Origin of the sequence: Okeania sp. SIO2B3 (assembly GCF_010672525.1) — a bacterium.
Taxonomy (GTDB): Bacteria; Cyanobacteriota; Cyanobacteriia; order Cyanobacteriales; family Microcoleaceae; genus Okeania.
Map to the genome: position 1 here is coordinate 460,410 of NZ_JAAHGH010000005.1, position 13,683 is coordinate 474,092.

The 13,683-nt window shown below is 36.8% G+C and carries 5 protein-coding genes and 2 pseudogenes; 2 read left to right on the forward strand and 5 right to left on the reverse strand.

All coding sequences use genetic code 11. From position 1 onward, the window contains the following. Positions 1–219: 219 nt before the first annotated feature. Together F6K15_RS07545 and F6K15_RS07550 are read right to left on the reverse strand one after the other, a co-directional pair. A pseudogene (locus F6K15_RS07545) lies at positions 220–1,362 on the reverse strand (RNA-guided endonuclease InsQ/TnpB family protein). Between the two features lie 279 nt (positions 1,363–1,641). Then, the gene (locus F6K15_RS07550) at positions 1,642–1,806 is read right to left on the reverse strand and encodes a hypothetical protein (RefSeq protein WP_293059184.1); all 165 of its coding nucleotides are present in this window, start codon (positions 1,804–1,806) and stop codon (positions 1,642–1,644) included. 1,388 nt (positions 1,807–3,194) lie between these two features. Here F6K15_RS07550 and F6K15_RS07555 point away from each other — a divergent pair. Beyond that, positions 3,195–4,892: a methyltransferase domain-containing protein gene (locus F6K15_RS07555; protein WP_293059187.1), complete on the forward strand. Its 1,698-nt coding sequence runs from the start codon at positions 3,195–3,197 to the stop codon at positions 4,890–4,892. Positions 4,893–6,822: 1,930 nt separating this feature from the next. Continuing rightward, a pseudogene (locus F6K15_RS07560) lies at positions 6,823–7,677 on the forward strand (calcium-binding protein); the annotation flags it as partial. A gap of 892 nt (positions 7,678–8,569) precedes the next feature. Here F6K15_RS07560 and F6K15_RS07565 read toward each other — a convergent pair. From F6K15_RS07565 to F6K15_RS07575, 3 genes are all read right to left on the reverse strand, one after another. Next, the gene (locus F6K15_RS07565) at positions 8,570–10,585 is read right to left on the reverse strand and encodes a calcium-binding protein (protein ID WP_293059190.1); all 2,016 of its coding nucleotides are present in this window, start codon (positions 10,583–10,585) and stop codon (positions 8,570–8,572) included. A gap of 336 nt (positions 10,586–10,921) precedes the next feature. Beyond that, positions 10,922–12,196 (reverse strand): glycosyltransferase family 4 protein, encoded by a 1,275-nt coding sequence (locus F6K15_RS07570; RefSeq protein WP_293059193.1) that lies wholly within the window; start codon positions 12,194–12,196, stop codon positions 10,922–10,924. 516 nt (positions 12,197–12,712) lie between these two features. Next, complete coding sequence (locus tag F6K15_RS07575) at positions 12,713–13,411, reverse strand: bifunctional 2-polyprenyl-6-hydroxyphenol methylase/3-demethylubiquinol 3-O-methyltransferase UbiG (protein WP_293059196.1); 699 nt, start codon at positions 13,409–13,411, stop codon at positions 12,713–12,715. Positions 13,412–13,683 lie beyond the last annotated feature (272 nt).

Below are 13,683 nucleotides of genomic sequence, written 5' to 3' on the forward strand. Positions count from 1 at the left end.
TGAGAGTTTTTTGACTCAAGTAGATTGATCGCTTCTAACTAACTTAAGTTACTACAGAAGTTAAATTAATTGCCTCACACTACACTATTTCACTTCTACCACATCATTACAGCAGTTTCACCACTTAAAGCAGAAAAATACAAACGAACTCTGAGAATATAAGTACGACCTGCTTCATAAAACCGATATAAAACGTCATAGTTAGTGACATTTTAATGTTTACTTCCTGCTTCCACCGGAACTGTCGGCAGCACTCCGTCCACAGGCATCAACGGTCAAGCCGACCGCATTTCTTAAATTAATTGAGGCATTTAAGTCTCGGTCTATTGATAGACCGCATTCTGGGCAGTCATAAGTTCTGATATTCACTCGTCATATCCTGTACATGACCACAACTAGAGCAAGTTTTAGATGATGGAAAAAATCTGTCTACTACTACTAATTCACTTCCGTACCATTGGCACTTGTATTTAAGCTGTCTGCGAAACTCATAAAACCACTATCTGCTAACTGACTTAGCTAGCCTATGGTTGGCTAGCATTCCAGACACATTGTCATACTTCAATGACAACACTGCCGTGGTTCAAAGCTTGCGTAAGTTGTCAGTTGATCAAGTGCATCTTTGCGGATATTAGCTACTCGTCTATGCTGCTTGGCTAACTTGATTACAGCTTTGTACCAATTATTTGAATACTTGACTTTTCTACTAATTTGACGTTGCAACTTAGTCAGTTTTTTCTCAGCTTTTCTATATGGTTTGATACTAGGAAACACCTTGCCATCACTTAAAGTAGCTAAGGTTTTTACACCTAAATCTACACCGATAACATCAGTTTTTTTGGGTATGGTGTGAGGATGAAATTCAAAGCTAAAGCTAATATGCCAATCTCCTGCTTGCCTGCTAATAGTTATTTTTTTTACTGTTGCCTCAATAGGTTCATAAGTTTTGACAATACCAATAAAAGGTAACTTGTGACTCCATCCGTTTAGTTCTATTGGTTTTCCACAATTATCTATTGTGAATGAATCAGACTTACCTTTCTTCTTAAATCTTGGATATTTACCTAACCCTTGTTTGCGCAGCATTCCGCAGGAAAAAAACCTCTTAAATGCTTCACCCAAGTTAATAAAAGCATATTGATAAACTTTAGATGACAAGTTTTTCATCCAAGGATAAAGTGGTTTTGTATGATTGGTAAAAACCTTTCTCAGCTTACGGACGTTTGGCTTATAACCATCCTGATAAGCAGCATTCCACAGACTTAAACCCCAGTTATAACACCAGCGTGAATAGCCAGCGTGTTGAGCCATCAGAGTCTTCTGTTTATTATTAAGTTTCAGCTTTGTTCTAATGGATTTCATCTATGAATGAGTGCAGCCTGTCTAAAAGTATGCTTAGATACGTATTATATCGTTATTCTCTGATTAAGTCAATGCTCTCAACAGTTTGTGAGTAATCAAAGCATTGTATTCAGTACCACTATCATCATCTCCATTCAAATACCTTGGATCACCATTCTCTTACTCAAATAAAACCATTACAGTATCTGCTTTACCAAAAGTCTGAAAATTGTAATCTCGCGAAACTTCTGGCTCCACAATAAAATTAACCTGTTCTCCAGGAGATAAAATTAGTGGCACTCAAACAAAAGGTTTGAGTGCAATATAATCGTTTATTCCCAACACAGGATAAAACTTTTGCATCCAGTCCTTATCCTTTTTTGACAAACCAGGTTCTGGAAAAATTCCTTGCTGGTTATAGGGTGCAGGACTATCGAGCAATTCTGCTTGGAACTGATAGTGCATAATTGAGTTTGGGTCCCAGTCAGACCCTGCAATTTCATTTGCTGGTATTTTACCGAAAAATTGGGTTTAAAGCCTCGCCCTTGTAGGGCGACTTTTTATTTTTATGTTAAGTCAATTGAATATATGCTATAGTGTTATTAGTTGCCGGGGGGCACGCCTCCTCCGGAGGAGCTACGTTTTGTCTCGGCTAAAGTCAGGCTTTAAATATATACCTCACCTGACTTTTGACTGTAGAAAAAAGAAAAACCTCACCAAATTTCCCAATATACTGCTCTACATATATAGATGTATAGAGAGTGCTGAGAATTTGTGATTAATTTTCTTCGATAGAGCTGAATATATCTCATTCTCACTCAAATTTTTTCTGGTTAAAAGTTGAGTTATCTCAGAATTTGAATGGCTGTGATTTATTGGTTTTCTCTGGATTACTTTCTGGGGATAATTGATTTTTTGTCTCGGCTAAAGTCAGGCTTTAAATATATACCTCACCTGACTTTTGACTGTAGAAAAAAGAAAAACCTCACCAAATTTCCCAATATACTGCTCTACATATATAGATGTATAGAGAGTGCTGAAAATTTGTGATTAATTTTCTTCGATAGAGCTGAATATATCTCATTCCCACTCAATTTTTTCTGGTTAAAAGTTGAGTGATCTCAGAATTTGAATGGTTGTGAGTTGTTGATTTTCTCTCGATTAATTTCTGAGGGTAATTGATTTTTTTACCTTGGTGAGAGTTAGGGTTTAAATATATATTTCATCTGACTATTCAATGTAGAAAAAAGAAAAATCTCGCCAATTTTTCCAATATATATATAGATGTATAGAGAGTACTTAGATTTGGTAGTGAATTTTCTTTAGTGGAGTTAAAAGTATCTCATTCCCACTCAATTTTTTCTGGTTAAAAGTTGAGTTATCTCAGAATTTGAATGGCTGTGAGTTGTTGGTTTTCTCTAGATTACTTTCTGGGGGTAATTGATTTTTTTATCCCTCGATGAGAGTCATGGATTAAATGTATATATCTGACTGAAACTCTCCTCATCATATCTGTGAATATCACTGTTTTTGACTTTAGAAAAATCTCGAAAAATTCAAAAATATACTGTTATCTATTATAGATAGATAGATGTATGGGAGATGGTTGGGCTTTGTTGTTGATTTTCTATAGATAAATTTCGGAGGGTAACTTATTTTTTTGTCTCAGTAAGAGTCATAGATAAAATATATAGCAGTCCCCATTACTGTATTAGATATATCAAAAGCTAAAAACTCAGACAATGCCAGATTTTTCTTCCTTCTTACTTCTTCCTTCTTCCTTCTTCCTTCTTACTTCTTATTGAAAAGTTTTTGAGAAATGGTATTATTTTGAGCAGCTTAAATTAAAGAATATGACTCAGACTAGATTTAATTGTTCAGAAAATTCCATTCACCAAGAACTTCTAAAATTTATACCTGCTGATGCTAAAGTTATTATCGAATTTGGCTGTGGTAATGGCACAATAGCTTCTCAATATAAACAGATTAATCCTCACTGTTATTATATTGGCATTGAATCTAATCCAGACTTTGCTAAAAATTCTGTCTTACAAGTAGATAAAATTTTAGTAGGAAATTTACAACAAAATATTTCTACTCTAAATATCCAACCAGAAACAGTAGACTGTCTGATTTATGGTTTAGATTTAATGGCGAGCGCTGACCCTACTACAGTTTTGAAATATCATCAAACTTGGTTAAAAAATGATGGTCAAGTTTTGGCTATTGTACAAAATGTACAGCATTGGCGCAGAATTTTTAATTTGCTTAAAGGTGGTTGGGAAAATTCGGAAATAATTCGTCATTGGTTTACTCTGGAAAGTCTCAAGTCATGTTTCGCTAACGCAGGTTTACAAGTATATGAAATACAAACTCGTGGTGAAAAAGGAGAGGAGTTTAAACAGTTTCTCCAAGTAACTGAAGTTCTGGTTAATGCTTTGGGTTTGGACTCAAAAAAGTTCGCTACTCAGACGGCTGCTGAATATTTCATTGCACGCGCCACTAAATCTCCTGTTTCTCCCCGGAGATTATTAATTCAAACGATAATTATGGACCCGAAAGTTTGTGGTACTGTCAGAGTTTTGGAACCAGACCGCTTTAGCGCTACTATTCCTGGGGTGAGAACTTTTTCTACTGCGAAAACTGCTGACTTAAATATAGGGTTGCCTCAAGAAGAAAAGGTGTTTATTTGGCAACGCACAATTTTAAATTATCCGTCTGACTTTCATAAACTTAAGTCCTTGCTGAAAAAGGGTTATTTGATTGTGGCTGAAATTGATGATAATCCGTTACGTCGTCCTGAATATGCTGAAAATAATTATCTTAGCTATCGTGGCTGTCACTGTGTACAAACTTCTACCCCATCCCTAGCTAATTTTTTACGTCAATATAACCCCAACGTTGTAGTTTTTCACAATCAACTGGCTAGAATAGTACCCCTATATGAGCGCACACTTTCCCATAATAAATATCTTACCATATTTTTCGGAGCTGTCAACAGGGAAGCAGACTGGAAAGAAATTATGCCGATAATCAATCAAGTATTGTCAGATTATCAAGATAAAATTAGCTTCAAAGTCATCCACGATAAGTTATTTTTTGAAAGTTTAAATACAGCCAATAAAGAATTTTATCCATTTTGTAGTTATGATAAATATCTAGAAATTCTTGGTAGTTGTGACCTTAGTTTATTACCTTTAAATGACAACCCAATTAATCAAATGAAATCCGACTTAAAATTTGTTGAATCTGCAGGTTATGGAGTAGCTGTACTAGCTAGTCCAATAGTTTATCAAGATTCAATTATTGATGATAAAACAGGTTTAATTTATCATTCTGTTTCAGATTTTGCTAGAAAATTTCGACAACTAATAACTGATGAAAATATCAGAAAAACAATAGCAATTAACGCTTATAATTGGGTTAAAAATAATCGTTTACTTTCTCAAAATTATCGTCAGCGCCGTGATTGGTATCTGCAAATGCGAGATGAATTACCACGTTTAAATGAAGAGTTAAAAAATCGCGTTCCAGAATTATTTGATTATTAAAAACTTGAAGTATCCTTTTTGAAGGAGCCAGGAGACAGAAGACAGTAAACAGAATAAAGAATCGAAAGTAAGTACAGTTTCTATTTCTAACTAATTAGGGTTTGCGCTTCACTAGTCTAATGGTGATGATAGGCAACAGGCAACAGCTCCGAAAGGCAACAGTTTAGACTATCTGCTACGGCCAAATTTTCGGCATTGTCAGGGGAAAAATATTAGCATTTTGAGACAAATTGAGCCAAAAACCTTGGACTTTTTCATAAATATTTAACCCTGGAAGTCTTGACAGGTATTGATTACAATTTTATTCAGCAAACCCTAATTAGACATCCCCTCCAAAATAGGGAATAGGTTATAAGGAGAAATAATTGATAATTTATGAATATGAATTGATTTGATTTTTGATTTTTACCGAATAATGAATAATTAATAATTAAATAATTCGTAAGCATTTCCTGCGGAATGCTGCGCAAACAGCTATTAGCAGTCAGCTCTCAGCAATAAGAGTCTGCTTTTAAGGACATAGTTTAAATGAATATAGACTTTAACGACTTTTGTAGTAAGATTAATTCTAGCTCAATTAATACAGCTTTAAAGCCACATCAAAAGCAATAGCTGATAGCTGATAACTGATAGCTGACGGCTGTTTGCGCAGCATTCCGTAGGAAATGCTTACAATAATTCGCGCCTTGAAGCCGACCCTTTTAAAGGGAAAAAAAGCGGTCGTTTGCTTCGCAACGCTGACGCGAAACGCGACAGCGGAACGGAGTTCTCTCTTCGTAGCTTCCCGCAGGGTGGGATGGCTCCGAAACCTGCGCCATATCCAATCGACCAAGAAAAGAAATAATATTTCCTTATATTCAATTCCGTAACGGTTAAAACCTGAGGTAATTATCAATTATCCATTAATGAACAGATGTCTATTAGAACTCTCTAGAAAATAGGGAATAGGGAGTAGGAAGTAGGGGGAAATAATTTTTGATTTATCTACGATAATTGATTTTATTTCTGATTATTGGAGATGTTTATTAAATACCATAAAATATAAGATTTAGTTGAGATATTATATCAAGCCTATCAAGTCCGGTAGCATCGGTATTGTAAAGTCAGGGTAAAGAAGAAGGAAGAAGGTTTAAAAGTTGCAAAAAACTTAAATTTCCTGTATATGTTCACCCTGGTATTTACACAAACTATAAAGTGCGGACATGATATTAAACCTATAGCAATCCGCGCATTGGTTGTGACAATTTTTATAATAGTTAATTTGAACTGAAAACCTTGAAAATTCTGTACATAGTCAATCCGACGGCTCCCCTATCACCAAAATATTAAAAGTTAAATAGGATTGCTATATTTATACTCCTACAGATAAGCAAACTAAATTAATTTATGCTATAGAATTAAATACAGCAATTGTCACAAGTATAATTGTCTAAATTATGTTAGTTATCAAAAAAACTAACATATTTTATTAGTCTATGGTTTCCTAAAAAAATTAAATTATTAAAAATATAATATTCTAGAATTATTTAACAGACAAAAAAATTGACCTATGATTTTTGAATAAGTAGTTGAGCTGCTAAAAAAGTTAGTATTAGTAGATTTTCCGGCAGTCCTGCAACCGTAATGGTATTGATTGAACTTGAGACAAATTACCTAATGATGTAAGCTGTTATTACCTCAGATCCAATTATAAAGAAAGAGGATGTATTTCGGTTTCTTTCCTACTCCCTACTCACAGTTTTTTTCACTCCAGGTCTCCCCTACTCCCCTACTTCCCTACTCCCCTACTCCCTACTCCCTACTCCCTACTCTCTGTTTCTTAATCTATAGCGCTACAAAAATTGGTTAGGACATTTTTCAATCCTAAAACCCTTTTACAGTTTGCTATTCCCTATTCCCTATTCCCTAGCGCTACGCGCTATAAATAAAAATGCGAATATTATTTACAATTGCTCATTTTTTTAACCCTGAAGGTAGCGGAAAACATGGTTCTTTACGCAAAGACCCGCAAACACGACGCATAGCATTAACAACCTGTTTAACTGCATTGCGTGCCTTATATGCTAAATCTCAGTACATAATTGATATTAGTAGATATCAAGCAACTCCAGCCAATCAAAATCATGGCCATGATATTGATATTATTGTTTGTACGACTAAAGGTTTTCATTTATTATCTCAAATTCCTTTGTCCTCAGATTTTCTGATGCACCACAGCACTAACGTAGAACCTATGTTACTAGGTTTTGAATGTCAGGCAGTAATGAAATCATGTCTTGGGAAATATGATTATTATTGTTACTTAGAAGATGATTTAATACTGCACGATCCATGGCTATTTGTGAAATTAAATTGGTTTAATCACCACACAGGAAATGGTAATTTACTTCAACCAAATCGTTATGAAATTTCTCCTTTAGGAGCTGTTCCCAAAGCTTATATAGATGGAGATTTAAAACCAGAAATAACAGCTAAATTTCAAAATATTCGAGAGCAATATCAGCTTAAAGGAAAAATTATGGAAAAAGTTATTGCCTTTAATAGAACTCTTAATCCTCACTCTGGTTGCTATTTTTTGAATGCCGAACAGATGAAAAAATGGGCTAGTAAACCTTATTTTTTAGACCGAGATACCAGCTTTATTGGTCCGTTAGAAAGTGCTGCTACATTAGGAATTATGCGGACTTTTAAAATTTATAAACCTGCTGCTGCTGATGCAAGTTTTCTAGAAATTCAGCATTTTGGCACTACATTTTTGAGTTTAATTGATAACCAAATAACATTGCTTCAAGAACAAGCTCCGGTTAACGAAAAAACTCAGATTAAAGGTACAAATCAAGTAGAAAAAGAAGTCAAAACAGAAACTATAGCAGGGAACAAGGAACAGCGGTGCGACCCCGCGTCGGCGACAGACGCAAGCGGTCAGACCCCGGCGAGGTTTCGGAGCCATGGGAATGCTGACCAAGAGAGGGAACACGCACCAACAGAGGCAACAGGGAATAGTGGCAAAAGCTTTTATCTGTCTTAGGTTCATCATCAACATAATACCAAGCGTGAAAAAAGAATGCTACAAAAAGGTAGACCCTGATCAGATATGCTTAAAAATAGCTAGTCTAGTTCATTTTAGATAGTTATTTATATCGTTTTCCCATTTTTTAAAATATTTATCCCTTCTTCCTTATTCCCTCTTCCTTCTTTCGTACGGACTATGCAACGTCCCTACCATTTGTAACAAACATTTATCACGCTTGGTATAAGTCAAACACCAACTCGTTCCTTGCTATAATCCAAAAAAAAATGAGGAGTGATTAAAAATAAATCACAACCTCTTGACATCCTCCCGACGTTGAGCTTATGCGACAACGCGGGATTCCCTAAAATCACTTATAGGGACTTTCTGCTTCCTCTTGACAGAGGAGCTGCGCTAACATAGCACCTGCCTCCGAGGTCTTTCCCTCTTTTTGGTCTTACGGTCGCTCCACAGACTGACACTGCTAGCCCAGCAGCCTTAGTTTAGCTAATATAGCACACTACTGGAAAAACCGCAACATTTATTAGTTTTCATCCCGACGCTCCCCTTTTGTTCCCCCCGATGATGCGGGGGGCGAGGGGGAATGGAGAGCGCGGGTCTTCAAGCAACGTTGAGATAATTTTGCTTAATATACTAATAGATAATATTAGATAATAAAGATGTCAGCTTGAAGTAGGTTAGGAGTACCATTGAGACGAGCAATAGTAACAATAGGATTACTATCATCATTTTCTAGATTACCGTTAGGATCGTACTTTAACAGACCTGAACCAGCTAGTTCCGGATCATCTGATGTGTCATTTGGATCAGTTTGTGGGTTTCGTTCATAGATAATAGTAGGACCGCTAGTTCGAGCAAAGCTATCTTCATAGTTATCACCTACACCAACGGCAACAAAATCATTAATGCCAATAATTTGGTTTTTGCTGGAATTTTCCAAACTAAATCCATTCAAGTCTAGAAGTATCCGGTCATCAGAAGGATCGAAATCTACGATAACACTATTGTCAGTGACATTCTCCTCAACGTCAAAATAAGCAAAGCTATCGTTACCTTGACCACCAATTAAGGAGTCTCCTGTACCATCAAGGCCAGCTGCAATATAGTCGTCACCAGCACCACCAAGAATAGTATCAGTTCCTCCACGGCCAAATATAACATCATCCCCTGCACCAGCACTAATACTATCTCCTAATGAGTCATCTGCAGTACCACCCACAATGGAATCATCACCTGCTCCAGTAATTAAGATATCAGCTCCATCTCCACCACTTAAAGTATTACTACCTTGAGTATCTTCTATTAAGAATGGTGCTGTACCTCCACCCTGAAATGCTATGATTGTATCGTTACCTTGTGTATTCCCAATTAACTGATCGTTTGTTCCACCAAACTGAATAAAGTCATTGCCTGTACCACCATCAAAGAAGTTTGCCACACCAGGGTTGGTACTACCCAAAAGGATATCATTACCTGAACTACCAATCAGAGTAACTTCAATACTACCACCACCCGAAGCATCGGTACTGATACTTGTAGCATCTATGGTATCGTTACCCTCGCCCCCATCCACACGACTAAAGATACCACTGAGACAATCATTTCCCAGACCGCCAATCATAGTATCTGACAAAAAGCCTGATGCTATAGTATCATCACCGGCACCACCATCTAATCTGTTTTGGCCAGAAAAACCGGGAATGGTAACCTCTATACCATTAGTACTAAATTTATCGTCGTTTTCTTCAAGCAAACCAGTGATAATGAAGTCATTACCTCCACCACCAACCAAGGTATCTCTGGAAGCTTGACCTCTGATAGTATCGTTGCCAGCTCCACCATCTAAAGAATTTCTACCATCACCAAAAGACCCTACAGCACCTTGGATAAAGTCACTACCTTCACCACCTAGTAGAGTAGACCTCTCTATTGCAGTTAAAGCTATAGCTGTGCTACTAATAGGAGTTCCTACAGTTTCCTGATTTAGCTGAACTATTGTGTCATTGCCATTATCTCCACTTATACGGACTTGGCTACCCAAAGAATATAATGAGTCATTATCTTTACCACCGTAGATAGTATCGCGATCGCCAAAAGCAACAACTAAATCTTCTTGTCGGTTTGCAGAAATAAAGCTTTGGCCTTGACCTGTGTCACCTGTAAATGTAGGTAAGGTGTCAAAATCAAGTGCCTCTACTACTTCCGGAGTAAAAACACTAATAGTGTCATTGTCCCTGCCACCATAAAGACTATCTCTTGTGCCTATCAGTAGGATATCATTACCTTGATTGGCAGAGTACCAGTTATCTCCAATCAGACCACGGAGAAAGTCATCTCCCTGACCTCCATAAAGGCTAGTACGGGAAACAGCGACTAAGGTATCATTGTCTGCATCTCCAAATCCAAAACCAGCTGCAGCTTGGAATTCCAGGGAGTCACTCCCCGCCCCACCTTCGAGAGTATCAGGTTGACCAGAGTTGTTAACACCAGAAGGACCCCTGGATACCAGTACATCGTTTCCTGCTCCACCTCTAGCTAGACTGCCACCCAAGGTAGAAGTAAATAGAGTGTCGTCTCCACCAATACCATTAATTGTATCAGGCGCTATATTTCCAGAATCCTCCTGATCGAAGCGATCGTCTCCATCAGTTAGTGTTACCATACCGTTTCACTCCTCTACATCGTTTATATCTAAGAATATGGACAATTGTTTGGTTTGACTAAACTACTAACAAACACCAGTAATTTTATATTCGGCTGTAGTTTAACCTGTTTATCTGGAATAAGTCTAGCCTTTTAACTACAAAAATTATCAGCCAAAATTTGGCCTGCTATGTGCCTGTGGGTTTACCATTATTGACTTTTAAGTACAATCTAGTATTTATACTAAGGCAGCATATTTTTAATGATTGATTATAGTCTTAACATTACCGGAGGACGTGGATAGTTGATTTTAGGTTCCCATTATAGTATGGTTATGGTTAATTTTTATACATATCTAGAGTTTAGATGAGGCTAGAGGTTGTTTTTTTTCCATACCTACATCTTTGATTTGTAAGGTGCGGTTAGCAACTTGATGAATTAGTTCTAAATGTTTTACTAATAAGTTGGAAAGAGCGTATCGCTCTAAAACTGTTTGTCGGGCCTTGGCACGTATTTCTGCCATACGAGTTGGGTGATCCAACACTTCATCGATGCGGTCAGCTATTTGTTTGGGGGAGAAGAAGTCTACTAATAGGCCATTTTCACCATCTTGAATAACTTCCCTCACAGGAGGTGTATCTGAGCCTACAATTAAACAACCAGTGGATAGAGACTCAATCATAGACCATGACAAAACAAAGGGTCTGGTCAAGTATACATGAACATCGGATGCTTGAATAACTTTTAAGTATAAACCATAGGGCAATGAACCAACGAAGTGAACTCGTGATAAGTCCAAGGGTATTTTTTCTAACATTTCTTGTTTGTAAGTTTTACCATTGGGTAAAGATTTACCGTAGCAAACTCTTTCAGAACCAACTATTACTACATGGCAGTTTGGCCTTCTTTCTTGGAGATAGGCGATCGCTTCTATAAATTCTGGGAAACCCCGATAGGGTTCCATTCCTCGTGCTACATAGGTAACAAGTTCATCAACGCCAGATAGGTCTAAGTTAGGCAGTACTAATTTTGCCCCTGGGTTGGGTTTGAAATAGTCTGCATCTACTCCATCGTGGAGTACTGATAGTTTGCTTTGGAGTTCTGTGGGAAATTGCGACCGCTGCCAATATGTGGGGGATAATCCCCAATCACAGGTGTACAAGTCTATTAGTATGGGAGCATTTTTTACTCTTATTCTGGCCATATCATCTACTGTTAATGGTTCTGCGGGGTCGAAGTCCGCATCAGAGCCATGGGAATGATAGAACCATTCAAAGTAGCAAAGAAGTGGGGTGTTAGGAAATGCTTCTTTGACAAATAAGGTTGGTCCCCAGCCAGAATGGCCACAAATGACATCTGGCACAAACCCCTGTGCTTTGAGTTGTTCTGCGGTTCTAAATACGGCTTGTCCATAAATTACTGCACTTTCTAGGGGACGAACGTAGTGATGGGTTTCTGGACGTGGTTCGCGACTTGGTTTGAATAATGCTTTGTGAACTCCTGGTATTTTCCACTCTGGGCGCTCGTTTTTTGTGCCAAATACAACTTGATTATTAGGATTTGCTCCTAAAGCGGTAATAATATGACGATATTGGGCAGGAAAGTTTGGGTGTAGGAATAGATATTTCATAAGTTCTAATTTGTATTATTTATGATGATTTTTTAATGTTGAAATGTAAGCATTCAGCTATTAGCAGTCAGCTATCAGCAATTAGTAATGAATAATTACTTCTCGGGTTTAGTCAGGGGACTTTGGCAGTAACTTTTTATTCTTTCTCAATTTCAAAGGTTGCTTTTACCTTCCCTAAAATTAATAGCTGAAGTCCGCAGTTCCGACCTAGGAGGCTAGCTAATAGCTGACGGTTGTTTGCGCAGCATTCCGGAGGAAATGCTTACGTTTAAATAGGGTTTGCTGATTAAACTCAAAGCATTGACTGATATTAGCTAAAGCTTTTTTCTGGTGGAAAAAAGTGCCTGGTATTAGGTCAAAAAATCTCAAAAAGTTAGCATAAAAGGCAGAATAATTCCAGAAAAATCACTCTGACAAATATTATATTCGACTACCTCCTAATTAAATTAAATTCTCTGTTCCTCCTAACTACTCCCCCACTCCCCTACTCCTTAAAGAGACTTTTGAGCGCAAACCCTAAATAATATCTGGCGCCTGGCATATCCAAATACAATCTCTGGGAACTGAATCAGTATCTTGATGAATAATTTTGTATTTGAGATGGGATAGAAATTTCTCCATTATTGTATTAGTCATTACTGAATGAGCGGTTCCGTTTCGTTTTCCCATAAGATTGTTATCCCAATCTTTGAGAAATCTTTGCCAACCTAAATCGCTGAGGGTATTTGTGTGGTGAAATATGCAAATTTTTTCTCCTCGTAATTTTGCGGGTATTTTGGTTAGGTAGTTAAAAATATCTCTGGGTTCTAAATGCACCATTGTGTCGTAACAAAAACAAACATCTGCTGTTTTTGAGTCAATTTCGTTTAATGTTATTCCATCAAGTTTTACATATTTTACTCTAGTTTCGCCGAGTCGATTTTTAGTGGCATTTAACATTGATTTGGAGATATCAGCACATATTAATTTTTGACAATGTTTGAGCAATAATTCTGCTGTACGTCCTCCACCAATACCTATTTCTAGTACTGTATGTTTTTCATTGATATATGGTGCTATAAATTTTTTTTCGATTAATTTTTCATATTCTGCTAATGAGTTGGCTGCTCCTGCTGCTTTGCCTATCCATTCGTCGCCTATATGAGTTAATTCGGGATGATATTCTGACCATTTTTTTGCATATTCTTCCCAAGCATTTTCATAATCAATAGTCATTTTTTTTGTTTATTTTTTTTTGTTTATTTGTGAGTTTTTTTAGTTATAGTCATTCTGAATAAGACTGAAACACTTTTTCTGCTGAAACTCTTTCAAGGTAAGAAACCATTGTCTCAATTTTAACTGGAATGACTATAAAAGAGCCATCCTATTTTAATCAGGGTTGTTTTATTATAAACTGTACAGTTTTATGTTTTGACAAAACCACGTTATTTCAAGGTTTATAAATTTTATCTTTCACTGTCTTAAAATCAATAAATTCATTGCCAAAA